The organism is Streptomyces sp. NPDC059718 (genome assembly GCF_042733315.1).
GTDB lineage: Bacteria > Actinomycetota > Actinomycetes > Streptomycetales > Streptomycetaceae > Actinacidiphila.
In genome coordinates, this window is the sequence record NZ_JBHWGA010000079.1 from 1 (window position 1) to 26,183 (window position 26,183).

Annotated in this window: 24 protein-coding genes and 1 pseudogene; 7 read left to right on the top strand and 18 right to left on the bottom strand. The window is 74.6% G+C overall.

Going from position 1 to position 26,183, the window contains the following annotated elements:
- Positions 1-33 precede the first annotated feature (33 nt).
- From ACFV3E_RS43960 to ACFV3E_RS44020, 13 genes are all read right to left on the bottom strand, one after another.
- Entirely contained in the window at positions 34-549 is a 516-nt protein-coding gene (locus tag ACFV3E_RS43960; RefSeq protein ID WP_500541785.1) for a CGNR zinc finger domain-containing protein, read from the bottom strand.
- An 87-nt stretch (positions 550-636) separates the two neighbouring features.
- Positions 637-2,253: an ABC-F family ATP-binding cassette domain-containing protein gene (locus tag ACFV3E_RS43965; RefSeq protein ID WP_500541787.1), complete on the bottom strand. Its 1,617-nt coding sequence runs from the start codon at positions 2,251-2,253 to the stop codon at positions 637-639.
- Positions 2,254-2,583: 330 nt separating this feature from the next.
- Positions 2,584-4,221 (bottom strand): ABC-F family ATP-binding cassette domain-containing protein, encoded by a 1,638-nt coding sequence (locus tag ACFV3E_RS43970; RefSeq protein WP_500541789.1) that lies wholly within the window; start codon positions 4,219-4,221, stop codon positions 2,584-2,586.
- Positions 4,222-4,449: 228 nt separating this feature from the next.
- Complete coding sequence (locus tag ACFV3E_RS43975; protein WP_500541791.1) at positions 4,450-5,127, bottom strand: GAP family protein; 678 nt, start codon at positions 5,125-5,127, stop codon at positions 4,450-4,452.
- A 208-nt stretch (positions 5,128-5,335) separates the two neighbouring features.
- Positions 5,336-6,946, bottom strand: a complete 1,611-nt coding sequence (gene mdlC, locus ACFV3E_RS43980; protein WP_500541793.1) for a benzoylformate decarboxylase — start codon at positions 6,944-6,946, stop codon at positions 5,336-5,338.
- A gap of 189 nt (positions 6,947-7,135) precedes the next feature.
- Positions 7,136-9,205 carry an ATP-binding SpoIIE family protein phosphatase gene (locus ACFV3E_RS43985; RefSeq protein ID WP_500541795.1) on the bottom strand — a complete coding sequence of 690 codons (2,070 nt, stop codon included), beginning with the start codon at positions 9,203-9,205 and terminating at the stop codon, positions 7,136-7,138.
- Between the two features lie 64 nt (positions 9,206-9,269).
- Complete coding sequence (locus ACFV3E_RS43990) at positions 9,270-9,818, bottom strand: tetratricopeptide repeat protein (protein ID WP_500541797.1); 549 nt, start codon at positions 9,816-9,818, stop codon at positions 9,270-9,272.
- A gap of 32 nt (positions 9,819-9,850) precedes the next feature.
- A complete protein-coding gene (locus ACFV3E_RS43995) occupies positions 9,851-10,177 on the bottom strand; it encodes a hypothetical protein (RefSeq protein WP_500541799.1) in 327 nt (108 codons plus the stop codon).
- Between the two features lie 141 nt (positions 10,178-10,318).
- Positions 10,319-10,654 carry a hypothetical protein gene (locus ACFV3E_RS44000; protein ID WP_500541801.1) on the bottom strand — a complete coding sequence of 112 codons (336 nt, stop codon included), beginning with the start codon at positions 10,652-10,654 and terminating at the stop codon, positions 10,319-10,321.
- Between the two features lie 37 nt (positions 10,655-10,691).
- Positions 10,692-11,447, bottom strand: coding sequence for a ferredoxin reductase (locus tag ACFV3E_RS44005; protein ID WP_500541803.1), 756 nt, complete (start codon positions 11,445-11,447; stop codon positions 10,692-10,694).
- A complete protein-coding gene (locus tag ACFV3E_RS44010; RefSeq protein WP_500541805.1) occupies positions 11,417-12,016 on the bottom strand; it encodes a sulfite oxidase-like oxidoreductase in 600 nt (199 codons plus the stop codon). The genes ACFV3E_RS44005 and ACFV3E_RS44010 overlap by 31 nt, the downstream gene beginning before the upstream one ends.
- Positions 12,017-12,159: 143 nt before the next feature.
- Positions 12,160-13,215: an aldo/keto reductase gene (locus ACFV3E_RS44015; RefSeq protein ID WP_500541807.1), complete on the bottom strand. Its 1,056-nt coding sequence runs from the start codon at positions 13,213-13,215 to the stop codon at positions 12,160-12,162.
- A 119-nt stretch (positions 13,216-13,334) separates the two neighbouring features.
- Positions 13,335-14,804 (bottom strand): MFS transporter, encoded by a 1,470-nt coding sequence (locus ACFV3E_RS44020; RefSeq protein ID WP_500541809.1) that lies wholly within the window; start codon positions 14,802-14,804, stop codon positions 13,335-13,337.
- A gap of 249 nt (positions 14,805-15,053) precedes the next feature.
- Here ACFV3E_RS44020 and ACFV3E_RS44025 point away from each other — a divergent pair, with 249 nt between their 5' ends.
- Positions 15,054-15,644 (top strand): TetR/AcrR family transcriptional regulator, encoded by a 591-nt coding sequence (locus ACFV3E_RS44025; RefSeq protein WP_500541811.1) that lies wholly within the window; start codon positions 15,054-15,056, stop codon positions 15,642-15,644.
- A 45-nt stretch (positions 15,645-15,689) separates the two neighbouring features.
- On the opposite strand, the gene ACFV3E_RS44030 is transcribed toward ACFV3E_RS44025, so the two are convergent.
- Positions 15,690-16,952, bottom strand: a complete 1,263-nt coding sequence (locus ACFV3E_RS44030) for an FAD-dependent oxidoreductase (protein ID WP_500541813.1) — start codon at positions 16,950-16,952, stop codon at positions 15,690-15,692.
- Between the two features lie 179 nt (positions 16,953-17,131).
- Here ACFV3E_RS44030 and ACFV3E_RS44035 point away from each other — a divergent pair, with 179 nt between their 5' ends.
- The gene (locus tag ACFV3E_RS44035; RefSeq protein ID WP_500541815.1) at positions 17,132-18,283 is read left to right on the top strand and encodes a serine hydrolase domain-containing protein; all 1,152 of its coding nucleotides are present in this window, start codon (positions 17,132-17,134) and stop codon (positions 18,281-18,283) included.
- Here the strand turns inward: ACFV3E_RS44035 and ACFV3E_RS44040 are convergent.
- On the bottom strand, positions 18,265-19,728 hold the full coding sequence (locus ACFV3E_RS44040; protein WP_500541817.1) for a hypothetical protein: 1,464 nt from the start codon (positions 19,726-19,728) through the stop codon (positions 18,265-18,267). The genes ACFV3E_RS44035 and ACFV3E_RS44040 overlap by 19 nt on opposite strands.
- Positions 19,729-19,789: 61 nt before the next feature.
- On the opposite strand from ACFV3E_RS44040, the gene ACFV3E_RS44045 reads away from it, so the two are divergent.
- Both ACFV3E_RS44045 and ACFV3E_RS44050 read left to right on the top strand, forming a co-directional pair.
- Positions 19,790-20,539 carry a TetR/AcrR family transcriptional regulator gene (locus tag ACFV3E_RS44045; RefSeq protein WP_500541819.1) on the top strand — a complete coding sequence of 250 codons (750 nt, stop codon included), beginning with the start codon at positions 19,790-19,792 and terminating at the stop codon, positions 20,537-20,539.
- Positions 20,540-20,636: 97 nt separating this feature from the next.
- Entirely contained in the window at positions 20,637-20,825 is a 189-nt protein-coding gene (locus tag ACFV3E_RS44050) for a DUF4236 domain-containing protein (protein ID WP_326570932.1), read from the top strand.
- A 9-nt stretch (positions 20,826-20,834) separates the two neighbouring features.
- Here ACFV3E_RS44050 and ACFV3E_RS44055 read toward each other — a convergent pair whose 3' ends face one another.
- Positions 20,835-21,437, bottom strand: coding sequence for a GNAT family N-acetyltransferase (locus ACFV3E_RS44055; protein ID WP_500541821.1), 603 nt, complete (start codon positions 21,435-21,437; stop codon positions 20,835-20,837).
- Positions 21,438-21,578: 141 nt separating this feature from the next.
- Here ACFV3E_RS44055 and ACFV3E_RS44060 point away from each other — a divergent pair, with 141 nt between their 5' ends.
- Complete coding sequence (locus ACFV3E_RS44060) at positions 21,579-21,977, top strand: YybH family protein (RefSeq protein WP_500541827.1); 399 nt, start codon at positions 21,579-21,581, stop codon at positions 21,975-21,977.
- 69 nt (positions 21,978-22,046) lie between these two features.
- Entirely contained in the window at positions 22,047-22,775 is a 729-nt protein-coding gene (locus ACFV3E_RS44065; RefSeq protein ID WP_500541823.1) for an SMI1/KNR4 family protein, read from the top strand.
- Positions 22,776-22,801: 26 nt separating this feature from the next.
- Here the strand turns inward: ACFV3E_RS44065 and ACFV3E_RS44070 are convergent, their stop codons facing one another.
- Both ACFV3E_RS44070 and ACFV3E_RS44075 read right to left on the bottom strand, forming a co-directional pair.
- Positions 22,802-23,473 carry an enoyl-CoA hydratase-related protein gene (locus ACFV3E_RS44070; protein WP_500326297.1) on the bottom strand — a complete coding sequence of 224 codons (672 nt, stop codon included), beginning with the start codon at positions 23,471-23,473 and terminating at the stop codon, positions 22,802-22,804.
- Positions 23,474-23,646: 173 nt separating this feature from the next.
- Positions 23,647-23,925 (bottom strand): annotated as a pseudogene (locus ACFV3E_RS44075) (sulfite oxidase); the annotation flags it as partial.
- 358 nt (positions 23,926-24,283) lie between these two features.
- Here ACFV3E_RS44075 and tmpA point away from each other — a divergent pair.
- Entirely contained in the window at positions 24,284-25,921 is a 1,638-nt protein-coding gene (tmpA, locus tag ACFV3E_RS44080) for a 2-trimethylaminoethylphosphonate dioxygenase (RefSeq protein WP_500541825.1), read from the top strand.
- The last annotated feature ends 262 nt before the right edge of the window (positions 25,922-26,183 follow it).

Genomic DNA, 26,183 nt, shown 5'->3' on the forward strand with positions numbered 1-26,183 from the left:
GGCCCCCCCGGGCCCCCGGGCCGCCGTCGTACGTCAGTCGGAGGCCGTGGCGCGGGCGCGACGGTGGTGGCGCCGGGCCTTCATCCGGTTGCCGCAGGCGGCCATGGAGCACCAGCGGGCGGTGTTGGCCTTGCTGCGGTCGAGCAGGAACAGCCGGCACTCCTCGTTGGCGCAGGGCCGCAGACGTCCGGGCCGGCCTTCCTGGAGCGCGCCCCAGACCGTGACGGCCCGGACGGCCGGTATACGGTCCGCGGGGGCCTCCAACTCCCAGTCGATGCCGTGCGCGGTCACCCGCGGCACCCGGACGACCCCGGTGAGCAGCTTCTGGAGGTCGCCGGGCTCACCGTCCCCGCGCGCGACGCGCTGCAGCACGTCGCGCGCCGCCAGGAGGTGGCGCAGCTCCTGCGCCGTGCCGGTTCCGCCGTGGGCGCGCAGCCAGCGGCGGCCGGCGTCCGGGCCGGCCAGCTCGTCCACCTGGGTGCCCTCGACGACCGGGGTCGTGTTGAGCAGCTCCAGCAGGAAGTCGTCGTCCGTGGTGTCGGCCGTCATGCTCGGCGCCCCCCATTCCCGGGTAACCCTTCATTACGTGTTTGAAGGTTACACCTCCGGGCATGGGCACGGCGGGCGCCGCCTGGCTCATGAGGCTTCCAGCCGCAGTTCACGGCCGCTCCAGCGGGAACGCAGCCGCCGGTCGTGGCTGGCGACGACGATCGCGCCCGGTCCCGGGCCGAGCGCCTCCTCCAGTTCGTCCGCGAGCCGGGGCGAGAGGTGGTTGGTGGGCTCGTCGAGCAGGAGGAGCTCGGGCGGGTCGGCCACCAGCAGGGCCAGGGCCAGCCGGCGCCGCTGCCCGACGGACAGCCGCCCGACCGGCCGGTCCAGCTCCGGAGCCCCGAGCAGCCCGAGGACGGCCAGCGGCACGGCCTCCGCGCGCTCGGCGCCGAGCGACGACGCGTAGGTCTCCCGTGCCGTGCGGTGCGGCCGCTCGAACACCGTGTCCTGGGTGAGCAGGCCGACGGTCAGGCCTTCCCTGCGGCGTACGCCGCCCGCCGCCGCCAGGTGCCCGGCGAGCACGGCCAGGAGGGTCGACTTCCCGGCCCCGTTCACCCCGGTGACCAGCAGCCGGTCGGCGGCCGGCACGTCGAGGTGGTCCAGGCGGAGCCTGCCGGGTACGTGGACGTCGCGCAGCGACAGCAGGACGCCCTCGGCGGACCCGGCGGCGAGCGCGGCGGCACGGAACCGCAGCGGCTCCGGCGGCCGGGCGACCTGATCGCGCTCCAGTTGCCCCAGCCTGCGGGCGGCGTTGCGGACGCGCCGGGAGATCTGCTGCTGCACACGGCCGCCGGAGTGGCCGTACCCCATCTTCTCGTTGTCGCGTTTCGGCCGGTCGTGCGCGACCCGGTGCCCGGTGACGTCCACCGACCGGCGCAGCTCGGCGAGTTCCTCCTGCTCGGCTTCGAAACGCCGTTGCCAGCGGGCCCGTTCGGCGTGCTTCTCCTTCAGGTAGGCGCTGTAGTTGCCGCCGTAGCGGGTCGGGCCGCCGGCGGCCGGGTCGAGGTCGATCACATCGGTGCAGACGGCGTCGAGGAAGGCCCGGTCGTGGCTGGCGACCACCACGGCCCCCGGCAGGCCGCGCAGTTGCTCCTCGAGGAAGGCCGCGGCGTCGTCGTCCAGGTGGTTCGTCGGCTCGTCGAGCAGGAGCGCGGTGGGCCGTCGCACCAGGAGCGCGGCGAGCGCCAGCCGGCCGCGCCGCCCTCCGGACAACCGCGAGAGCGCGCGGTCGCGCGGGACGTCGCCGAGGCCGAGCCCGGCGAGCACGATCCCGGCACGGCGGTCGGCGTCCCAGACCTGCTGGGCCTGGGCCGCGTCGAGCGCTCCCGCGTACGCGTCGAGCAGTTCGCCGTGGCCCGGCGCGTCCTGCGGGGTCCCGGCGAGGGCGGCGGCGAGCCGGTCGAGCTCGGCCAGGTGCCGGCGCGCCTCGCGCAGGGCGTCGTCGAGGACGTCGGCGACGGTCGCGCTGCCGGGGAAGGGCAGCTCCTGGCGCAGGAAGCCCAGGTCAGCAGGGCGGACCACGGTCCCGGCGTCGGGCTCGGCCACTCCGGCGAGCAGTTCGAGGAGGGTCGACTTGCCGGCGCCGTTCTCGCCGAGCAGACCGATCCGGTGCCCGGGGGCGGCGGTGAGGGAGAAGCCGTCGAGCACGCGTCGGCTGCCGAAGGTACGGACGAGCTCATGGGCGGACAGGGCGGATGGGGTCATGGGGATCACCAGGGGAAGGGGTCGGCTGCCCCGGCCGCCGTGACGGGGCCGGGGCTGAGGCTGGGGCTGGGGCCTCGGAGACGGCAGGGGTGGCACGCGGCGGCGCCCAGGGGCCGGCCGCGGGCCCGGGCCGTGTCGTCAAAGGAGCTCCCCCAGCTCCGCTGGGAGGTGCCCCCAGGTGCGGTGCATCGCAAGGCGGAGAGTCGTCCTCGTAGTGGGCTGCTCGGACGGTGCCACAACTCCCCCGGGCCGAAGGCCGGGGCAGCACCGCGGGGCGGGGGCACCCCCGGCCGAAGGCTGGGGGAGGGCATGTGACGACACGGCCCGGGCCTACGCCGGGGCGGAGCCGGTCTCCAGCAGCCGCCCCTCGGACAGGTGCAGCCGGCGGTCGACGCCGATCCGCTCGAGGAACCGCAGGTCGTGGCTGACCACGACGAAGGCGCCCTCGTAGGCGGCCAGGGCGTTCTCCAGTTGCCCCACGCTGACCAGGTCGAGGTTGTTGGTCGGCTCGTCCAGCAGCAACAGGTGCGGGGCGGGCTCGGCGCACAGGACGCAGGCCAGGGTGGCGCGCAGCCGTTCGCCCCCGGACAGCACCCGGACCGGCAGGTGGGCGCGCTGCCCCCGGAACAGGAAGCGGGCGAGCAGGTTCATCCGCTCGGCCTCCGGCGTCGCCGGGGCGGACCGCGCGAGGTTCTCCGCCACCGTGCGGTCGGCGTCCAGCAGGTCCAGGCGCTGCGACAGGTACGCGACCCGGCCGTCCGCACGCCTGACCCGGCCGCCGTCCACGGGTTCGAGGTCGCCGTGGAGCAGGCGCAGCAGGGTGGACTTGCCTGCGCCGTTGGGGCCGGTCAGGGCGATCCGCTCCGGCCCGCGGATCGTCAGGGCGGCGCCCTCGCCCGCGAAGACGTCCCGCCCGTCGTAGCGGATCCGCAACCCCTCGCCGACGAACAGCGTGCGTCCGGCGGGAACCCGGGTGCCGGGCAGTTCCACCACGATCCGCTGGTCGTCGCGCAGGGCCCGGCCCGCCTCGTCCAGGCGTGCCCTGGCCTCGCCGACCCGGGCCGAGTGGGTCTCGTTCGACCGCCCCGCCGACTCCTGGGCGCGGCGCTTCAGCGTCCCGGCGAAGATCTTGGGCAGGCCCGCGCTGTCGAGGGTGCGGGCCGCGTTGCCGGCCCGGCGCGCGGCCCGTTCGCGCGCCTGCTGCAACTCGCGCTTCTCGCGCTTGAGTTCCTGTTCGGCGCTGCGGACGTTCCGCTCGGCGACCTCCTGGGCGGCCCGCACGGCCTCCTCGTACCGGGTGTAGTTGCCGCCGTGGAACTGGAGCGCGCCGCCGTCGAGTTCGGCCACCCGGTCCACCCGGTCGAGCAGTTCGCGGTCGTGGCTGACGAGCAGCAGGCAGCCGCGCCACTCCTCCAGGACCCCGTACAGCGCGCGTCGTGCGTCGATGTCCAGGTTGTTGGTGGGTTCGTCGAGCAGCAGGACGTCGGGCCGCTTGAGCAGTTGCGCCGCCAGGCCGAGCGAGACGATCCGGCCGCCGCTCAGGGTGCGCAACGGCCGGGCGAGGGAGACGTCCCCGAGGCCGAGCCGGTCCAGTTCGACGCGGGTGCGTTCCTCGATGTCCCAGTCGTCTCCGATGGTGGTGAAGTGCTCCTCCGAGGTGTCCCCCGACTCGATGGCGTCGATCGCGCGGATCACGTCGGCGACCCCCATGACCTCGGCCACGGTGAGGTCGCCGGCCAGCGGCAGGCTCTGCGGCAGGTAGCCGAGCGCCCCGTTGACGGTGACGGTGCCGCCACGGGGCCGGTACTCCCCGGCGATCAGCTTGAGGAGGGTGCTCTTGCCGGCGCCGTTCGGCGCCACGAGACCGGTGCGGCCGCCGCCGACGGTGAAGGACAGGTCCTCGAAGACGGGGGTGTCGTCAGGCCAGGAGAAGGACAGGTGTGAGCAGATGACGTACGCGTCGGACATGGGTGGGCCCTCGGGAGATCGCCGCGCGCGGGCAGGGTGCCGCCGCACGGGAAAGGAAGTGGGATGGCATGACGAAGCGGCCACGGCGACGGCGCGTCGTACGCGCCCGCCCATGGCCGAGGACACCCGGATCACCCGGAGATGTCGTCGTCACCCGCCACGTTCGTACTCCCTTGGTTCCCGATCGAACGCGCGTCACCCTACCAGCCGTCCCGCGGGCCACGAGGGTCAGCGGTCGAGTCCGGCGAGGCCGTCGCCGAGCACGCTCGCGCCCAGGAGCAGCAGCACGACCACCAGGATCACCGTGCTGTTGGCGACCATGAACCGCCGCAGGCCGTCCAGGACGCGGGCCGCGCGCTCCCCGCCGGCGAGGTGCAGGAGCACCGCGCCGAGCACGACGCAGGAACCGACCAGGACGAACGCGACCACGGCGAGGGCGAGGTCCGTGCCCTGCGCGCCGGTCTCCGCGATCGACGCGGCGGCCGAGGCCGTCAGGACGAGGTTCTTCGGGTTCGCCGCCGACAGCAGGAGGCCGAGCAGCAGCGCGCGTGCGGCCGTCGCCTCGTCCAGCGACCTCGTCCAGCCCGGCGCCTGCGCCTCGTCACCGTCCCTCGGGCGGCGCCACCACTTGCGCGCGCCGAGGACGAGGAGCGCGCTGCCGGCGCACACCCGTCCCCAGTCGGCGACCGCCGAGAGGGTGCTGTGGGGGTCGTGGGCGCCGCCGAACGCCACGGCCACGACGGCGGCCACGGCGACGAGTCCGGCGATCCATCCGGCCGCGAAGAGCGGGCCGTTGCGCCGGCCTTCGCCTCCGCCCAGGATCATGACGACGCCGATCACGGGGAACGGGCTGAGTGCCACCGCGAGGGCCGCGGGCAGCACGGCCCCGATAGCCTGGCCGAGCACTGTTCCCCTTCCGTACCGCACACCCGGCCGCTCCGGTGTGTCCTTGGCTCGTCGCCCGGTTCGCCGGGCCGTCAGAGCGCCCGCAGCTCACCGCCGTCGACGGGCAGCACCTCCGCCACGGCCCGGCCGAGTCCCCGGCTGCCGCCGGTCAGCAGGTAGACGTGGTCCCGGCATCCCAGATCCATGACGGCGTTCCGTTCCCCGCGCCTCAGAGGGCGATCTTCCGGGGCCGGGTGGTCACCACGATGACGCAGGTGACGCCGGACTCCAGGGCGGCCGTGAACTCCTTCTCCAGCTCCGCCGTGCTCGCCACCTCGACGGCCCGGCAGCCGAAGCCCCGCGCCACGGACACGATGTCCAGTCCCGGGAGGTCGAGTCCGGGCACGCCCTGGGTCCGCTCCAGGTCGGCGAAGGACTTCAGGATCGAGTACTCCCCGTTGCGCATCGCGACGTACACGACGGGCAGCCCCTGCTGCACGGCGGTCCACAGCCCCTGCACCGAGTACTGGAAGGAACCGTCCCCGATCAGGGCCACCACCGGACGCCTGACCCCGCGGTCCCGGTCGCCGAGGGCGATGCCGACGGCGGCCGGCAGGGCCCAGCCGATGCCGCCGCTCGGGGTGGCGAAGAAGGACCCGGGCTCCACGGTGGGCAGCCACTCGGCGTGCTCGGCCATGGTCGAGGTGGACTCGTTGACGAAGACGGCGTGCTCCGGGCGGACCTCGGCGAGAGCGGCGTAGACCTCGGCGGGCGTCGGCGGGCTGCTCGGGGTCCGCGGCAGCTTCCGCGGGCGCGGCATGGGCTCGGGCCGTTCGCGGTCTCCGCCGTCGGCGACCTCCTCGGTGAGCAGTTCGATCGACATCCGGGCGTCGCCCAGGAGGCTGTCGCCGACGCGGGCGGCCGCGGCGACCGCCGGGTCGCTCGTGATGTGCAGCAGTTCGGTCCCCGGCGGCAGGATCTCGCCGGGCACGTACGGGTAGTACCGGAAGACCTCGGCCCCGATGACGACCACCAGGTCGTGGCCGGTGAGCCGTCCGCCGATGGCCCGCACCGACATGCCGAGCGGGCCCCGGTAGAGGGGGTGGTCCTCGGGGAACGACGCGCGGTCCGCGAGCGGCGGGCTGTAGACCGCCGCGTTCAGCCGCTCGGCGAGCGCCACGGCGGCCTGCCATCCGCCGGCGCGGTCCACCTCGGGCCCGAAGACCAGGGCGGGACGCCGGCTCGCCGTGATGCGCGCGGCGAAGCGCCGCAGTCGCTCCGGGTCCGGCGCGTACGCCGTGCTGACGTCGCGCAGGACGGCGGGGCCGGTCAGCGGCCGGTTCCAGTCGTCGAGCGGGATGGACAGGAACACCGGCCCCGCGGGCGGCTGCAGCGCCGTGGCGTAGGCGCGCATGAAGGCCTCGGGCACGTCCTGCGCGCGCGCCGGCTCGTACGACCACTTCACCCACGGCTTGGGCAGGGTCGTCGCCTCGCGGTTGCCCAGGTAGGGCTCGCCGATGACGAGTTCGCGGTGCTGCTGGCCCGCGGTGACGATCAGCGGGGTGTGCCCGTGGTACGCGGCGACCAGGTTGCCGACGCTGTTGCCGAGCCCGGCCGACGAGTGCACGTTCACCAGCGCCGGGCGGCGGGTGGTCTGGGCGTAGGCGTCCGCCATGGCGATGACGGAGGCCTCCTGCAGGGCCAGGACGTACGTGAAGTCGTCCGGGAAGTCCTGGAGGAACGTCTCCTCGGTGGATCCCGGGTTGCCGAAGACCGTGGTCAGCCGCAGTGACCGCAGCAGGTCGTAGGTCACCGAGTGGACGGTGGATCGCTCGCTCATGGTGCGCAGTGCTCCCAGGGCCCGTGGACGCCGAGGCGGACGGCACCCGCCGGTCGCGGGGTGTCACATGCCGCCACACACCGTGACGCTAGACGCTCGCACCGCACCCACCCGGCACATTGGACGTGCCGCGCGGTGCGATCATCCCAACGGGCGGCGCGGGCGAACGGGCCCCGGTGGCGGCCCGTCTCAGGGGTTCGGCAGCTCCTGCTCGGCCCAGATCGTCTTGCCCGTCTCCTCGTAGCGCGTGCCCCAGTGCCGTGTGAGGGAGGCGACGATGAACAGACCGCGTCCGCCCTCGTCCTGCAGACGGGCGTGGCGCAGGTGCGGCGCGGTGTCGGCGTCGTCGTGCACCTCGACGGTGAGTCCCCGGTCGAGGATCAGCCGCAGCCGGATGGGGCCCTTCGCGTGCCGGATGACGTTGGTGGCGAGTTCGCTGACGACCAGGTCGGTGACCGGGGCGTGGTCCTCCAGCCCCCACTGCGCCAGCCGGCCGTGCGCGGCACGGCGGGCCTCACGGACGGAGGGCGCCTCGGCGGGGAAGGTCCAGCTGGAGATGTGGTCGGGGGCGATGGTCCGGGTCCTGGCCAGCAGCACGGCGGCGCCGTCCTGCGGGGTCGCGCCGCGCAGCACCTTGTAGACGATCTCGTCGCACACCTCCTCGGGGGCGGCCGCGGGTTCTGCGACCACCTTGCGCAGCCGGGTGAGCCGCTCCTCGGCCTCGGCCGGGTGGCGGTGCGCGCTGCCGTCGGAGTAGAGCGTCAGCAGGCTGCCGGCCCGCAGCCGCGTGGTCACCGTCTCGTAGGGCGTGCCGTGGCCGAGCGCCGCCCCGGCCGGTACCTCCAGCGTGCTCACCGCCCCGTCGGGCCCGGTCAGCAGCGGGGAGGCGTGCCCGGCGGAGGCCGCCGCGCACGCCTGGCTGACCGGGTCGTACGTCACGTACAGGCAGGAGGCGGTGAAGGGCGGCCGCGCGTGGTGCAGCGTCACCGGGTCCGCGTCCTGCTCGCGCGCCAGCCGCCGGCCCGCGTCGTCGAGGTGGGCCAGCAGCTCGTCGGGCGGGAGGTCCATCGCGGCCAGCGTGGAGGCGGCGGTCCGCAGCCGCCCCATCGCCGTGGAGGCCTGCAGGTCCTCCCCGGCGACGTACCCGATGACGAGCCCGACCCGGCAGCTCGACAGCGGCAGGACGTCGAACCAGTGGGCGCCGTAGCGGCCGGGCATGTAGCAGTGCGAGGACCGCACCCCCGCCGCCTCCGGCGGCCGGCGCGGCAGAAGACTTCGCTGCAGTGCGGTGGCGACCGTGTGCTCGCGGGTGAAACGGCGGGCGTTGTCGACGCAGATCGCCGTGCAGGTGGCCAGTTGGGTCGCCAGCGACAGGTCCTCCTCGTCGAAGGACACCAGGCGCGACCCGCCCCGGTAGAAGCTGGCCAGGCCCATGACCAGCCCGTGGACGGTCAGCGGCGTCACGATCAGCGAGTGCGCCCCGGAACGGGCGATGAACTCCGCGCGCGCCCGGTCGTGCACCAGCCATCCGCCGGACGACGGCACCGCGTCCACCAGCCGGGGCCGCAGGTCGCCCAGGGCCTGCGTGTACGGCGTGGGGAAGGCGAAATGACTGGCGCTGCCCACGGGGTAGGCGCCGTACTGCCCGTCGCGGGACTTGAACGCGGCGCGCCGCATCGGCAGCCGGACCGTCACCGGGCCCACGGGCGCGTCCCCGGTGAGCACGGACTCCATCAGGTCGACCGCGACGGCGTCCGCGAAGCACGGCACCGCCATGTCGGCCAGTTCCTGCGCCGTGCGCAGCGGGTCCAGCGAGCTGCCGATGCCGGCCCGCGCCATGTTGAGGAGGTCCAGTTCCTTCTGCTTGCGCAGGTCTCGGGTCACGTCGTGGACCATCGCTGCGACGCCGATGGGCCGCCCGCCGTCCCGCAGGACGAAGCCGGTGACGGCGTAGTCGTGGCGGTTGCCCGGATCGGTGGCCGGGTACGCGCTGACGGGACGGTCGAGGACCGCGGAACCGCCCTCCAGTACCTCGTTCATGACGGGCGAGAGCGGGATCCGGTCGTCCAGGTCACCGAGGGCGGCGCCGACCACGACGTCCGCCGGCAGCCCGCGCACGGCCAGGGCCGCGGGGTTGGCGCGCAGGACGCGCAACCGCATGTCGTACATCTCGAGGCCCGCCCTGGCCTGCTCGAACAGGGCCTTCTCGAAGATGCACGCGCCGTCCGGGGCGCCCTCGCCGTTGCCGGTGCCGGTCATGGCCACGGTCCATGCCCGGGTCGCTGGTCACGAGGCACGGTCCACCTCCCATCGACTAGCCCAGTTAACCCACCGAGGGGCCGGCCGCGCCACCGGGAGCCGGGCGGCGTGAAGCGGCGTGTCCGGCCCGCTCGACGAGCCGCAGCGCCGCCTCCGAGGACGCGACGAGTGAGGCCTCTCCCTGGGCGCGCCGCCGCTGCGGGGCCTTGTCCAGCCACGCGCGGGCCTCTTCGGTGCGCCCTTGGTCCAGGCGCTGCTTGCCCAGGTGCTGGAAGCAGAAGGAGAGCAGGTCCTGGGCGTGTGTTCCGGCCAGGCGCAGGGCCCGCTGGTAGTGGGCCTCGGCGGCGTCCAGGGCACCGGCGTAGCGGTGGGCGTCTCCCAGGTTGATGTGCACGGCGACGGCGGACCGCTCGCCGGCGAGCGCCAGTGAGCGCTCCAGGAGGGCGACGGCCTCCTCGTGGTGGCCCGGTACCAGGTGTCCCAGGCCCGTTCTGCACTGCGGCTCGGGACGGTCGAGGGGGCCGTCGAGCAGTCCGGCCACCGCCCGTGCCAGGGCCGCGCGGTCCGTGGCCACCATGCGCCCGGAGTCGTCCAGGGTGATCAGGTGCTCCACGCCGTCCCGCCTTGGCGCCGCCCGGATGAGGGTCAGCAGTCCGCCGTGCCACCGATCCCGAGGCACAGGGCTGCGCCGGCGTCCCGGTCCGAAGCGGTGAGGTAGGCCCAGCCCAGGGGGTTCCAGCGCAGACGGCGCACCTCGACCCCGTCGATCGCGGCGTTCTCCCGCGCCGCGCACTCGTACGCGTCCGCGGCGCGGTGCATGGCGGTCCGCACGGCGTCCTCCGCGTCGGCGGCCTCGCCGACCACGTAGTAGTGGCTGCGCACGGCACCCCGGGCCGTGCTGAACCGCAATCCCACGAACCATCGGTCCTCGGGGGCGGTGACGGTGGCAAGCATCGGCACTGCTCTCCTCATCCGCGGTCTCCGTGGCGTCCGTCTCCGGACCACCACCCGTCGATCCGTTGGAACAGCGGGCGCGGCGCCCTCCATCGCAGGTCGGGGAGGCCCCGGTGAACCTGGGAACGGGGGTACCACCCCCAGGGGCACAGGCAGCGCTCAGGCCCCGTCGGCGGGCCGGTGCCGGACCGCGCAGGTGAAGACACCGGAGCCGGACCGCTCGCACTCGACGTACGCAGCGGTCCCGGTCCCGGCGGCGGGCGGACGCCAGGGCATCACGGCCTCGCCCGCGAGCAGCGCGTCCAGGGTCTGCAAACGGGGGTCGCGCAGGGTGGGGTGGTGCTCGTAGCCGGCCGCACCGAGGGCCAGGGCGACGGCCATGCCGAGCAGGTTGACCTCGGTCGGCTGCTCGGGCGGTGCCGAGCCCTCCGTCGGGTGGAGGCGGATGCCCTCGTCGGGCACCTCGATCACGCGGGCGGCGTAGCGCTCGGTCATGGGTGGGGTGGTCTCCTTCCGGTGCGGTGGCGCGGGGTCATCCCCCGCTGGGACCGAAACGCTCGGTGCGGATCCGGTCCGGGGAGTGGCCCAGGGCCACCAGCAGTCCTGCGGCCGTCTCGACGAAGCCGGTGGGGCCGCACACGTAGCAGGTGGGCTCGAAGTCCGCGGGCCAGCCCCATTCGGCCAGGTCGCGCGCCTGGAGCCGGCCCGCGGGGCGGGTCCCGCCGTCCGGCGCCGAGCGGGTGTAGAGGTGAGTCGTGTCGAGGCCGGGCTCGCCCCGGTCCAGTTCGGCCGCGTAGAACCGGTCCCCGGGCGTGCGCACGGAGTACAGCAGCCGGAACGGGGCGCGGCTGCCCGCCGCGGCGCGGACGCGGACCATCGCCATGAGCGGGACGAGCCCGGAACCGCCCGCGACCAGCAGGACCGGTTCGGTCTGCTCGGGGCGCCAGACGAACCAGCCGCCGACGGGGCCGCGGATCTCGACGGCGTCGCCGACGGCGAGGTCGTCGGTCAGGTAGGGCGAGACCTCGCCGTCCTCGACGCGCTGGACGGTCAGTTCGATCCGGTCGCCGTCGGGCGCGGACGCCAGGGAGTAGCTGCGCTGGGTGCTGTAGCCGTCCTCCGCGGTGAGCCGGAGGTCGAGGTGCTGTCCGGGCAGGTGGCCGGGCCAGCCGGGCACGTCGAACACGAGGGTCCACGCCGCCTCGGACTCGGCGCGCCGTTCCACCAGTTCGGCGGCCCGCCAGCGCAGGCGGTCGCCTAGTCGCCTTGGTACCGCTGTTCGCGCCATGGGTCTCCGTAGTCGTGGTAGCCGACGCTCTCCCAGAAGCCCGGCTCGTCGTCCAGGAGCAGCCGGATGCCGCGGACCCACTTCGCCGACTTCCACAGGTACAGGTGCGGGACCAGCAGCCGGGCGGGGCCGCCGTGCTCCGGGGCGAGCTCGTCACCGTCGTACTCGTGGGCGATCCACGCCTGTCCGTCGAGGAGGTCCTCCAGGGGCAGGTTGGTGGTGTAGCCGCCGTAGGAGTGAACGAGCGCGTACTCGGCGGCGGTCTCGACGTCGGCGAGCAGCACGTCCAGGGAGACGCCCCGCCAGTGGGTGCCGAACTTCGACCACTTGGTCACGCAGTGCAGGTCGACGGTCGGCGTCTCGGCGGGCAGCGCCATGAGTTCCGCCCAGTCCCACCGGTGGCGGGTGCCGTCCTCGGTGGTGACGGTGAACTCCCAGTCGTCCTGGGTGATCCGCGGGGTGGGGCCGGCGGACATGACGGGGAAGTCGAAGGTCTCGTACTGTCCCGGCGGAAGTGTGTTGCCCGACGTGGGGCGCCGGCCGTGGAATCCGCGCGAGATGATGGGCATGCCGCGCCGTCCTTCCTCTCCTCGCCGCCCCTCGGTCGTGGTGCGGAACCCCAGCATCGCGGACCGGGGGAATCCGGTCCACCGGAGGCCCGGGCGGGCGCGGCCCCGGTCGGTCGTGACCGGGGCCGCGCCGCCACAGGGGGTCAGGCGACCGGCCGGGGCGGCTCGACCACCAGGGAGGAGTCGCCGCCGCGGACCCGCTCCAGCACGCCGGCGGTGGCCTCGTGGGGGACGCCGAGCGGTACGGCGCTGACCTCGCTCAGCCGCGTGTACTGCTCCGGGGTGAGCCGCACGTCGAGCGCGCCGAGGTAGTCCTCGAGCTGGGCGGTGCTGCGCGGGCCGATGATCGGCACGAAGGACGTCGCGGCGCGGGCGGCCCGCTCGCGCAGCCAGGCCACGGACACCTGCGCCGGAGTCGCCGCGGTCTCCTCGGCGACGGCCAGGACGGTGTCGACGACCGCGGTCTTCTGGGCGGACGACTCGGTGTGGATCAGCGTCTTCAGGTCGCTGAGCCGGCCCTCGTCGCCGCCGCGGTACTTGCCGGTGAGCAGGCCGCCGCCGAGCGGGGACCACAGGGCGGCGCCCAGCCCGAGGCTCTCGGCCATCGGCAGCACCTCGCGGTCCGCGGTGCGCTCCACGAGGCTGTACTCGATCTGGATGCCGGCGACGGGGGCCCAGTTCTTCAGCTCGGCGAGGGTGACGGCGCGGGAGACGCGCCACGCGGGGAAGTTCGACAGGGCGGCGTGCAGGATCTTGCCGGAGCTCACCAGGTCGTCCAGGCCGCGCAGGATCTCCTCCATCGGCGTGAGTTCGTCCGGGAAGTGCACCCAGAACAGGTCGAGGTGGTCGGTCCCGAGGCGCTTGAGGCTGGCCTCCAGCGACCGGACCATGTTCTTGCGCCCGTTGCCGCTCCCGGAGATGTCGGGGCGCGGGACGGCGCCGACGCTGTACTTGGTGGCCACGACGAAGTGGTCGCGGTCGGCGGCGATGAAGCGGCCGAGCAGTTCCTCCGACTCGCCGAACTGGTAGTTGTCGGCGGTGTCGAGGAAGGTGCCGCCGGCCTCGGCGAACCTGTCGAACATCCGGCGGGACTCGTCCGGGTCGGCGCCGGCGCCCCAGCGGGTGCCGAAGTTGCCGGTGCCGAGGGCGTACTCCGAGACGCGCAGGCCGGTCCGGTGTCCGAAGGTCGTGTAACGCATCAGGTCTCTCCTTGTCGGGGTGGTGCTGCCGTGGGGCGGTGGTGTGCGGCGTGCCGCGGGGGTGGTCACTGGGGGGTCACGGGCGGGTGGTCACGGGCGGGGTCAACTCCGGTGGCGCATCACGCCTTTCCCTCCCGCGGTGACGACGGTCGTACGGTCCGGGGGCTGATCCCCAGCGCGGCGAGGGCGCTCAGCGCCACGACGCCGGTCGAGATCCACCAGGCGAGGGAGAAGGCGTGCGCCGGGTCGCGGGGACCGGCCGCGGCCAGGACGACGACCAGGCCGCTGACGCCCAGCACGGTGCCGATCTGACCGGCCATGGTGACGACGGCGCTGCCGGTGGCCGCCTGGTCCCTGGGCAGGCCCGAGGTGGCCGACGAGATCATCGTGGGCAGGGCCAGTCCCACGCCGACCCCGGCGACCAGCCAGCCGGGCAGGATGTCGACGGCGTAGTCGAGGCGCCCTCCGGCATGGAGCGCGGTCCACGCGGTACCGAGGGCGACCAGCGCCGAGCCGAGCGCCGCGACGGCGCCGGCCGGGACGCGCCGGCCGATCCGCCGCCCGAGGGCCGAGGCGGCGAACACCATGGCCGGGCCGGGCGCGACGCCGAGGCCGGTCTCGATGGCCGACCAGTGCCACACCTGCTGCAGCCACAGGGTCAGGCCGAGCAACTGGAGCCCGAAGGCGGCGTAGAACAGCAGGGCGGCGACGTTCGCCGAGGCGAACACGCGGTCGCGCAGCAGGCTCAGGTCGACGACGGGGACGGGGTGCCGAGCCGAGCGCAGGAGGCAGGCCGCGAGCGCCGCCGCGGCGGCGGCGAAGGCTCCGACGGTCGGCGCCGCCGCCCATCCCCACTCCGGGCCCTGGACCAGGCCCAGCGCGAGCGTGCCGATCGCCACCACCAGCAGGGCCCCGCCGACGAGGTCGGGCAGCCGGGCGCCGGTGTCCGGGCGGCCGCCCGGCAGCAGCCGTACGGCAAGGACGAACGCGGCGGCGCCGATCGGCAGGTTGAGCAGGAATATCCACTGCCAGGCCACCTGGACGAGCAGGCCGCCGACCACCGGTCCGGCCGCCGCGGCGAGCGAGCCGCTGGCCGCCCAGACCTGCACGGAGCGGGTGACCCTGGCGGGTGGCGCCGTGGTCAGCACGAGCCCGAGGCTGGCGGGGGTGAGGACGGCCGCCCCCGCCGCCTGCAGGAAGCGGAACGCGACCAGGACCCACAGGTCGCCGCTGAGGGCGGCGCCCAGGCTGGCGAGGGTGAACACGCCGAGCCCGAGGAGGAATCCGGCCTTGCGCCCGTAGCGGTCGCTCAGCCGCCCGGCCGGGACGAGCAGCGCGGCGTACACGATCGCGTAGCCGTTGAGGATCCAGCTGAGCCGGGAGAGCGAGGTCTCGCCCACGCCGTGCCCGATGGGGGTCAGGGCGACGTTGACGACGAAGGCGTCGAGGGCGGAGAGGAACACCGACGTGGCGAGGACGGCGAGCACGAGCCCGGGGTGCGGGCCGCGGCGCGCGGCCGCCGGGCCGCCGGGGGCGGGCGCCCGCACGACGGCGGTGCCGCCCGCGGGGTCCGAGGGGGAACGGGTCATGGGTCTGTCTCCGGGGAAGAGGCACGGTCGCGCCGTACGCGGGCCGGGCGGCCCGGTCGACGGGGACAACGGGGGGTCGCCGCGGCACTGCGGCGGGAAGCGGAGGCGTGCGCGGGGACACGGCCCGCGTCCGCGGGACGGGGCGGCGGGAGGGTCCGCCGAGCCCTTAAGTAAACCGATCGGTTTCCTTATGCGCTCCACCGTAACAGCCGTTTCCGGTGAAGTAAAACGATCGGTATCCTTAACGGCATGAGCGACGCACCCTCCCCCGTACGCCGGCGCAGTGGCCGAGGCGCCCGGGAGCGGATCCTCAAGGCGGCGACGGAGCTGTTCATCGCCCAGGGGGTCAACGCGACCGGGATGGACCAGCTGACCACCGTCGCCAACGTGTCGAAGCGCACCCTGTACACGCACTTCGCGAGCAAGGACGACCTCGTCCAGGCCTATCTGCGCGAACTCGAGGACGGCCTGCTCCCCGCCGAGGTGATCCCCGGGGAGCCGTGCCCGGACCCGCGGGAGCAACTCCTGGCGGTCTTCGAGTGGCCGCCGGGGCGGCCGGACGGACCGCTGCGCGGCTGCCCCTTCCTGAACGCCGCCGTCGAGGTGCCCGACCCCGACCACCCGGTCCACCTGCTGGTGGCCGCCTACAAGAGGGAGTTCGCCCGCAGGCTGACAGCCCTGGCACGGGTGGCGGGGGCCCGTGACCCCGAGGCGCTCGGCGAACGGCTCGCCCTGCTCTACGACGGCGCCGTCGCCCGCAGCACCGCGCTGAACGCCACCGGGCCGGGCGCCCACGCCCGCGCCATCGCCGTCGCCCTGGTGGACGCCGCGATCGACTGAGCGCCCCGCGCCCCGGCCGCCCCGCGTCCCGGCCGTCCCGGCGCCTCAGCGCAGCCGTGTCGCCGCGCGGCGCCGGTCCGACAGCACCTCGCGGGCGGCCCGCGTGCCCGAGGCCAGCGCGCCCTGGAGCGACCCGGTCGCCCGGTGGTCGCCGCACACGTGACGCCCCGGCGCGAAGCGGGTGGTGCGGGTCATCGGGTGCGGTGCCGGCATCGCGGGCAGCGCCTCGCGCACGGTGCAGCGGTGCAGCGGCTCCCAGGCGGAGGCGTCCGTGCCGTACGCGTCCGACAGCGCCGCGGTCAGGGCGGGCTCGTCGGCGGGGCCCGGCGCACCGAGCACGGAGGTCGCCACCAGGGCGCGGCCGTCCGGGGACAGTCCGGGCTGCACTTCGGTGAGGACCACGGTGTTGAGGAAGCGGCGGCGTCCGTCCACCATCAGCATCGGTTCGGCGAGCGGCGACCGGTCGGCGGCGTGGTAGTACGTCGTCACGGTCCGCGTCGGCGGGATGGTGAGACCGGGCAGCAGCCGTGCGGCCGCCCCCGGTCCGGTGGCCACCACCACGACGGGCGCGGTGACGTCCGTGCCGTCCTCCAGCAGCACCCCGTCGCCGGTCAGTTCGCGCACCGGGGCCTCGGTGCGGACGGTGTCCTCGGGAAGGCGCCCGGCGAGCTGGACGGGCACGGCACCGATCCCCTCGGCGGGCAGGGCGAGGGTGCCCCGCAGCATGCTGCGCCACACGAAGTGGAAGAAGCGGCTGGAGGTCTCCAGTCCGTCCTCCAGGAAGACCCCCGACAGGAACGGCCGGAACAGGGTCTCCACCAGCTCGGCCGAGATGCCCGCGGCGGCCAGCGCGGTGAGCGTCGTGGTGTCCGCGCCGGCGCGCAGTCTTCCCGGGGGCAGCGCCATGTCACGGGCGCTCAGGACCGCCAGCGCCGCCAGGTCGCGCCCCGACGCGAGCCGTCCCGGCAGCAGGTCGGCGGTCGCGTACGGCGGGCGGGTCGGGTCGGCGAAGCGCAGCCGCCCGCCGGAGGTGTGCACCAGGACGCCGGGGGTGAACGGCCGCAGCCGCAGCGGCTCCAGCTCCAGGCGCCGCTTCACCTGGGGGTAGGAGGTGTTGAAGACCTGGAAGCCGCGGTCGAGGAGGAAGCCGCGGTGCCGGTCGGTGCGCATCCGGCCGCCGACCCCGTCCGAGGCCTCCAGGACCCGCACCGTCAGGCCCGCCACGGCGAGGTCCGCCGCGCACGCCAGCCCGGCGGCGCCCGCCCCGACCACGATCACGTCACAGCGGCCACCGCGCTCCTGCTGCATGGATCCGGCGCCTTTCCTCCGTGTACGCCCCGATACGGGCCGGCCTTCCGTACGCTACGCGGGTGTCCGGGTGCCGCCCGCTGCAACACACCGCCGAACGGGCCGCGCGGCGGCGGACCGATGAGTCCGCGCCGCGGCGGGAGTCCTCTCCGTGACGGCACACGAGGGAAGGCGGAGCGATGGAGCAGCAGTTGCACGACATCCTGCAGGCGTTCGTGGACGACGGATCGGTGCCGGGGGCCGTGGGCCTGGTGGCGCGCGGCGACCGGGTCGAGGTGGCGGCCGCGGGGACCCTCGGCGTCGGGGACCCCACCCCCATGACCAGGGACTCGCTCTTCCGCATCGCCTCGATCACCAAACCGGTCGTCGCGGCGGCGGTCATGATGCTCGTCGACGACGGACGGATCGCCCTGTCGGACCCCGTCGCCGCATGGCTGCCCGAACTGGCCGAACCGATGGTCGTCCGCACCCCGGCGGGCCCGCTCGACGACGTGGTGCCGGCCGCGGCGCCCATCACCGTCCTCGACCTGCTGGCCTCGCGCGCCGGGTACGGCTTCCCCGCGGACTTCTCCCTGCCCGCGCTCGTCCCGCTGTTCGGCGAGCTCAAGCAGGGCCCGCCGCGGCCGCAGCAGGTCATGGCACCGGACGCCTGGATGGCGACGCTGGCCGGGATCCCCCTGCTGCACCAGCCGGGCGAGGCCTGGCTCTACAACACCTGCTCCGACATCCAGGGCGTCCTGGTCGCCCGGGTGTCGGGCCGTCCGCTGGGCGGGTTCCTGGCCGAGCGGATCTTCGAGCCGCTCGGCATGACCGACACCGGTTTCGCCGTGCCGCGAGCCGACCTCGGCCGCTTCGCCGGCTACTACCGCCCGGATCCGGAGGGCGGGCTGGAGCTGGTGGACCCGCCCGACGGCCAGTGGAGCACCCCTCCGGCGTTCCCGTCCGGCGCGGGCGGCCTGGTGTCGACCGTCGACGACTGGTACGCCTTCGGCCGGATGCTCCTCGCCGAAGGCGCCGTGGGCGGCCGCCGGCTGCTGTCGGCGGAGTCCGTACGGCTGATGACCACCGACCACCTGCCGGCGGCCGAGCGCGACGCGAGCGCGGTCTTCCTGGAGGGGCAGGGCTGGGGCTTCGGCGGTTCGGTGGACGTCGCGGCCGTCGCCCCGTGGAACGTACCGGGACGCTACGGCTGGATCGGCGGCACCGGCACGGCGGCGCACATCACGCCGTCCACGGACACCGTGACGGTGCTGCTCACGCAGGTCGAACTGACCGGGCCGGCCGCCCCGGCGACGATGCGCGCCTTCTGGGCCTACGCGGCCGGGGCCTGAGCCGCCGTGGGCCGACCGGTCACGCCTCCCGGGGGCTCCGTCGAGAGGAAGACCGGGGTGACCGAGAGCGGGACGCCGACGGTGCCGTCGGCGCGGCGCAGCGGGACGGCGGCGCCGAAGGCGTCGACCGCGTGGGCGCCGGCGTGGGGCCAGGGGAGGTCGACGAGGGTCCCCGGGGCGTCCTCGCCGGTGAAGGGATCGCCGGAGCGCCAGAGGATCTGGAGCGCGCCGCGGCCTTCCCGGGACACCTCGAAGGCGTACAGGCCGGACCGGTCCTCCGTGGCGAGGCGGCGGACGGCCGTGACACCGTCGAGGTACGCGGCCAGGAGGGCGAAGGCGTGGGCGGCGGGGCGGCGGCGGGTCAGGGCGGTGCCCTCGTAGTCCAGCAGGGCGAGCCTGCCGAAGAGGAAGCCCATGAGGTTGAGGCGGTCGCGGTGGCCGGGGATCTCCGGGGCCAGGTTCCAGCAGGCCGTGCGGGTGACACCGCAGGCGAGGGCCAGGACGGTGCGGGTGACGATCTGGCGGCTGTTGATGCGGTCGCGGCGCGCGGCGAGCTCCGGAGGGCAGTCCTCCATGAACATGCGCAGCTCCGGCGGGAGTTCGGGGGAGCGTTCGTAGAGCAGGCGCATGGTCGCGCGGTCCGGGGCCTCGCCGGGCTCCGCCGCCCCCGTGAAGGCCGCCGTCATCGCCCGCTCGAGTTCCGCCTGGGCCCGGGGGAACTCGAAGAGGGTGGGGCCGTTGTACTCCCCCGCCACCACCGGGCGTTCGTATCCGTGCCGCCGCATCATCGCGCGCACCTGGGCGATCTGGTCCGGGATCGCGTGCGGGTCCCCGTACAGGTGGACGTCGAAGAGGTCGAAGGCGTCGCGGCCGTGCTCGACGACGTGGTCGAAGAACCGCCGGGCCTCGCCGTCCGCGGGGCCGGACAGCACGTCGTACCCGCAGCCGCCGAGGACGACCGAGGCGGCCGGGTCCGCGGCGCGTACGGCACGGTGGAAGGCGGTGAGCTGTCCGACGTACTCCGCCGCCGTGCCCGCCCACAGGAGTCCGGTGTTGCTGGGCTCGTTGCCGCACTGCCAGTGGTCCACGCGTCCCCGGCACCTGGCGACCAGGTCGCCGACGAAGCGCTCGTACCCGGCGGGGTCGAGCGCGGGTGAGGACGGGAGGAAGCCGGTGGGCTGCCGGGTCGCCCACGGGGAGCTGGAACAGACGGTGACCCAGAGCTCGGCCGCCGGGTCGAGCTGCCCGAGGACGGCGTCGACGACGGACCAGTCGTACCGTCCGGGTTCCGGCTCGACCTGCCCCCAGTAGAGGAAGACGCGCACCAGCCCGGCGCCGAGCTCCCGCGTCTCCGGCACGAAGCTGTCCGGCGCCCCGAACATCCCGTAGCTGATGCCCCTGACGACGCCGAGGCGGATCCCGGCCGGGGCCGTGGGCTGGCTCATGACTGCTCCCTTGCTCTTACGTATATGCCATATACTTTAGCTGACGTTGTAAACTCCCCCCGTGAAGGAGACGAAGGAGACCCCGGAAGGCGCCCCGGCCTCCTTGATCTGGACGCAGCCCGCGCCGCGGCGCCGCCAGAGCCCGTTGGAGCGGGACGACATCGTGCGCGCCGCGATCGCCGTCGCCGACGAGGGCGGCGCGCAGGCTCTCACGATGGCCGCGGTGGCCAAGCGGCTCGGCCCGTACACGCCGATGGCCCTCTACCGTCACGTGATGAGCAAGGACGGCCTCGTCGACCTCATGCTCGACGCCGTCACGGCGGAGATCCCGCTACCCCCGGTGCCGGGCGCCGACTGGCGGGCCGATCTGCACGCGGTGGCCACCGGGAGCTGGGACGCGGTCAAGCGGCATCTGTGGTTCGCCCAGCTCGCCCCCACGCGCCCGCCGCTGGGCCCGCACATGATGCGCCGCACCGAATTCGTCCTCCAGGTGCTCGTACGCCAGGGCGCCACACTGGGCGAGGCCATGACCTACGCGGCACTCCTCGACCGGCACGTCCTCGGCAGCGCGCAGCAGGAGGCCGAGGAGCTCGCCATGCGGCGCCGCCACGGCATCCACACCCCGCAGCAACTCGCCGCGGCCGTCACCGCCGCCCGCGAACTGGCCGCGGCGGGCGGGCGGCACCCGCTGCTCGCGCGGTGGATGGAGGCACCCTCCGGGCCGGACGCGGACGGGCAGTTCGAACTCAGCCTGGCCTTCCTCATCGACGGCATCGCCGCGCGCCTGCCGGCCGGCGGCGGCGTGGCCTGACGACGGGCATCCGCGACACCCGTGGGAACGGGCCCCGATGAAAGGCCGTCAGCAGGGCACACGTACTCCAGACCGAACCCTCGGAAAGGAGCACGACGTGCCTCTTCGCTTCCGCAAGTCGTTCCGGATCCTGCCCGGCGTCCGCCTGAACATCAACAAGCGCTCGCTGTCCATCACGACGGGCAGCAAGGGCGTCCACCACACCGTCAACACCCGCGGTGAGCGCACCGAATCCGTCGACCTCCCGGGGCCGTTCTCCTGGCGCCGCACGCGCAAGGGGCACTGAGGCCCGTCGTCATTCGAGGATCCAGCCCGACATCCACCGCTCCCGCACGGCCGGCCACTCCGTGGCGACCAAGGAGTAGTACACGGTGTCGCGCCACGACCCGTCGACCCGGCGGCAGTGCCGGCGCAGCACGCCCTCGCGGATGCCGCCGATGCGGGAGACGGCGTCCTGGGTCGGCAGGTCGAGGTCGTCCAGGCGCCACTGGACGCGCCCGAAGCCCAGGTCCTCGAAGGCGTAGTACACCAGCATGAAGTGGGTCTCCAGGTGCACCGGGCCGCCCCACAGGGCCGGGTCCAGCCAGCTCCAGCCGATGTCCACGCGCTCGTCGACGACCGAGATGTCGACGTACGCGGCCCAGCCCGACGGGCGCTCCGTGGCGTGCGGGACGACCGCGAACACCACGGACTCCCCCGCCGCGGCCTGCGCCAGCCGCTGCCCCACCAGCGCCGCCATCTCGCCCGGCGAACCGGGCGGCGTCGTCGAGAGCCAGCGCCACATCCCCTCGTCGGCGCGGGCTGCCGCGAACAGCGCCGGGACGTGCAGCGGCGAGAGCGGGACCAGCCGCGCGTACCGGCCGTCGATGGTGACCGAAGCGGGGAAGCGTAGTGCCATATCCGCACGCTAATCGGGCGGGCACGCGGCCGCACCAACTCGCGGATTCCCGCCCACCCGCCCCCTCCGCCCCATCACCCTTGGCCGGGGGGACGGCGACGGACGGTGATCGCCGCGGTGGCGGCACGGGAGGGCGGCACCATGCGGGACGACGAGGCGCGGATCCGGGCGCTCATCGAGCGCTGGGCGGATGCGGTGCACCGGGGCGACCTGGCCGCCGTGGTCGCCGACCACGGCGAGGACATCGTGATGTTCGACGTGCCGCCTCCGCACGACGGCGTCCGCGGCCTCACCGCGTACCGCCAGGTGTGGCCGCCGTTCTTCGACTGGCAGGCCCGCGGCGCCTCGTTCGAGATCGTGTCCCTGGAGGTCACCGCCGGCGACGACGTGGCGTTCGCGTACGCCCTGCTCCGTTGCGGGACCCCGGAGGACTTCGCCCGGGACCCCGGAATCAGGCTCCGCCTCACGCTCGGGCTGCGGAGGCGGGACGGCCGGTGGGTGGTCGCGCACGAGCACCACTCCTTCCCGCACGCGGGCTGACCGGCCGCGCGCCTTGCGCTCGGTCCGCGGCGGGCGGGCGTGGTCCGGCGGCGCGATAGCGTGCCCGGCATGACAGACGACTTCGACGTGCGGCGGGAGCTGGCTGCGGGCATGACGGACCCGGCCAGGGCCCTGCGGTTCGTGCGCGGCTTCGCCGGGCACTGGCTCGCGCCCCTCCAGGACGGCGACGGGTACGGTGCGCCCGAGCTGGCCGCCGCCGAGGAGCGCCTGGGCTTCGCCCTCCCCGCCGTGCTCCGCGACGCCTACCGGCTCTTCGGGCGGCGCCCGGACCTCACCAGCAACCACGACACGCTGCTCGCACCCGAGCAGCTCCACGTGGACGCCCGCGAGGAGGCGCTGGTCTTCCGGTACGAGAACCAGGGCGCCGCGTCGTGGGGCATCCTCCTCGCCGACCTGCACAAGCCCGATCCGCCGGTCGTCATGAAGCCGGACCTCGCGGACAAGGAGGCCGAGCGGTGGTCGGCGTGGCTGGACCGCTTCTCGTGGGCCTGCGTCGAGATCGTCCTGTCGGAGTCGCTGCACGAGCCGTTCGAGCTCTGCGACTTCCGCGACGACCTCGACGAGGCCCACTTCGACGCCCTGGACGGGCGGTTCACCCCGCTGCCGTTCCCCGCGTACCCGCCCGGTGAGGACCTGGGCGCGCGCTGGTACGCCGGACCCGACGTCATACTCCGCGAGGACGACCGCACCTGCCTGTGGGCGCGGGCCCGTACCGAGGAGGCGCTCGACCGGGTGCGCGACGACCTCCCGGGCGACTGGCTCAACGACCCCCGCTGACCCCGGCCCCCCGTCGGCGTACGGGTTCAGCCGAGGGGGACGTCCTCCTGGCGGAGGGCCTCCAGCGCGGGGCCGTACATGCGGGTCTTGATCGTGCCGAGCGTGGCGCCCGCCTTGCCGGCCAGAGGGCGGGCGAGGGCCACGGCCGCCTCGCGGACCTCGTCCTCGCCCGCCGTACGGTCCACGATGCGCTCGGCCAGCGCGTCGAGGCCGCCGTAGCGGCGCGCGGTGGTCATCGCCTCGTGGGCCGTCTGCGGGTGCAGGCGGGCCTGGATGAGGGCCGACATGCCAGGGGTGAAGGGGATGTTGATGTCCGCCTCGGGCAGGCACCAGTAGCCGCGGTCGGCGCGCATCACACGGAAGTCGTGGGCCAGCGAGAGCATCGCGCCGGCGGCGAAGGTATGCCCCTGCAGGGCGGCGACGGTGGCCACCGGCAGGGTCAGGAAACGGGCGAGCAGGGCCTGCACGCCCGTGACGTACGCACCGGCCTGGTCCGCGTGGGCGAACAGCCACTCCAGGTCGAGCCCGTTGGACCAGAACTTGCCGGTGGCCGCGGTGACCAGGGCCCGCGGCCCCTCGGCCTTCTCCACTTCGTCGAGCAGGGCGTCGACGGCCGCGAGCCAGTCGGGGTGGAAGCGGTTCTCGGTGTCCCCGAGGTCGAGGATGAAGACGTCGTCCTGGCGGTCGAGCGTGGGCATGACTGCTCCTTGGGGCGAAGGGCCGGGCGGCCGGGCGGCCGGACGGCTCCGGGAACGCGGCCGGGTCGGCGCTTTCGCCCTGGCCCCGCGAACGGCATACCTACCGGCCGGTAACCTCGGTGGTCCGCATCGTACAGGGAGCGGCGCGGCCTGTCCCCACCCACGGCGCCGCGTCAGGCGTCGACCACCGGATGCCGCACCACGCCGTCGAAGAGGTGGCCCTGGGTGTTGAGCACCGCCGCGTCCGGCTGGGTCCGCCCCACGGTGTCGGTGGCGCGCGCCAGCAGCACGGCCGGGCCCGGCGTGCGCGGCCGCCACGGGACGGTCCAGCGCACCCACCCGTCCCGGCGCGGGACGTCGCGCAGTCCGGCCCTCCGCCAGGTGGCACCGCCGTCGGTGCCGACCTCCACCTTCCGCACTCCCCCGGCCCCGGACCACGAGCGGCCGCGCAGGATGCTGCGGACGCCCGCGGACGCGGCGGGGTGCGGGCCGCCCTGCGCCGGGTGACCGCGAGGACCGTGGTCGCCGGGGTCTCCTCCGACCGCCTCTACCCGCTCGCGCAGCAGGAGGAGCTGGCGGCGGGCATCCCCGGCGCGGGGCCCGTGCGGGTCGTGGCCTCCCCGTACGGGCACGACGGCTTCCTCATCGAGACCGGGCAGGTCGGCGAACTCGTCGGGGGGAGCTGCTGGGCCGGGCGGGGCCTTAGAGGGCGGGCGTTCGCCGCGGCGCCATGCCGCGGTCACCTCCGGGACGTCTCCGCCTGTGACGGTCGGAGAAGTTGGCTATACAACTTTGCCCCGAGGAGTGACCGTGTCCGCCCTGTCCAGCTTTCCCGTCGGCGATCTTCCGGCGATGTGGCTCCGCGACAACTGCCCCTGCGCCGAGTGCCGCGACCCGCGGTCCGGGCAGAAGCTGTTCCAGATCGGTTCCCTGCCCGCCGGGCTGCGGGTCGGCCGGGCAACCGACTCCGCCGGTGAAGGCCGGCCCGCCGTCGAGGTGGTCTGGGAGCCCGACGGGCACCGCTCGTCGTACCCGCTGACGTGGCTGGAGGCCGCCCGGCCCGGCCGGACCGGGCACGGTGACCTGCGCACCGAGGCCGGGAAGGAACTGTGGACCGCGCGCGAGGTCGCCGGGCGGCTGCCCGAGGCGGACTGGGAGGAGTACGTGGGCGAGCCGGGTGTGCGGGCCCGGATGCTGGAGTCCGTGCTGCGCCTCGGCTTCATGCTGCTGCGCGGTGTGCCCGGGCGTGAGGGCCAGGTGCTGGAGGTGGCCGAGACCTTCGGGTTCGTCCGCGAGACCAACTACGGGAAGCTCTTCGACGTGCGCGTCGAGCCGGACCCGAACAACCTCGCCTTCACCTCGGCCGCCATCACGCCGCACACCGACAACCCGTACCGGGATCCCGTTCCGACGCTCCAGCTGCTGCACTGCCTGGTCAACGACGCGGACGGCGGCGACTCCGGTCTCGTCGACGGCTTCGCGGCGGCCGCGCTGCTGCGCCGCGAGGACCCGGAGGCGTACGACGTGCTCACCCGCACGCCCGTGCCGTTCGTCTTCCGAGACGCGGGAACCGAACTGCGGGCCGACCGCCCCCTGATCGGCACCGACCCGCTGGGCCGCGTGCGGGAAGTCCGGTTCAACAACCGCTCGATCGGCACGCTGCGGATGGCCGCGGACGAGCTGGAGGCGTTCTACACGGCCTACCGCACCTTCGCCGAGCTGCTGCTCCGCCCCGAACTGCAGCTGGACCTGCGGCTCGCGCCCGGCGACTGCCTGGTCTTCGACAACACCCGGCTGCTGCACGCCCGCACCGCCTTCGCCCAGGACGGGGCGCGCCACCTCCAGGGCTGCTACGCCGACCTGGACGGGCTGGCGAGCACCCTGGCCGTGCTGCGCCGCACGGACACCCTGGAGCCGCTCGCCGAACTGTTCGCGGGCGCGGTGTCCGCGGAGTACCTGGGCGAACCCGTCACCATGGCCCAGCACATGCTGCAGGCGGGAGCCCGGGCCGAGGCCGCCGGTGCCCCGCCGCACCTGGTGGCCGCCGCGCTGCTGCACGACATCGGCCACGTCGAGGGCGAGGTCGTCACCGGCCGGGACCTGATGACCGGCCACGACAACCGGCACAGCCACACCGGCGCCGACCTGCTGGGCCGCTGGTTCGGGCCCGAGGTCACCGAGCCGGTGCGGCTGCACGTGGCCGCCAAGCGCTACCTGTGCGCGGTGGAACCGGGGTACCACGACCGGCTGTCGGAGGCGTCGAAGTACACCCTGGAGGTCCAGGGCGGTGTGATGACCCCCCGCCAGGCGGCCGAGTTCGCCGGGCTGCCGGGCGCGGCCGACGCGGTCGCCGTCCGCCGCTGGGACGAGGAGGCGAAGGACCCCGACGCCCTCACCCCGCCCTTCGCGTACTTCCTCCCGCTGCTGGCCGCGCTGATGCGCGGTTAGCGGCAATCTCCGTGGGTGCCTGAGGCGGTCGTCCGGCTGTCCCGCCGTCTCGCGCCCTTCGGACGCACGGATGCGGGCCGCGGAGGGGAAGGTGGCGGCCTGGGGCCGGTCGGCGCTGTGCGGTGGGTGGATGGCCGGGGTTCGGGCGCCGGAGCGGGTCCCCCTCCGGTGGCATGGGTCTCGTTGCCGTCCGCGGGTGCAGACGGGAGCTGTGTAGAGCCCCCGGCGCGGGGGTGCGTGGGAAACCGGCGGGGGGGCCGGG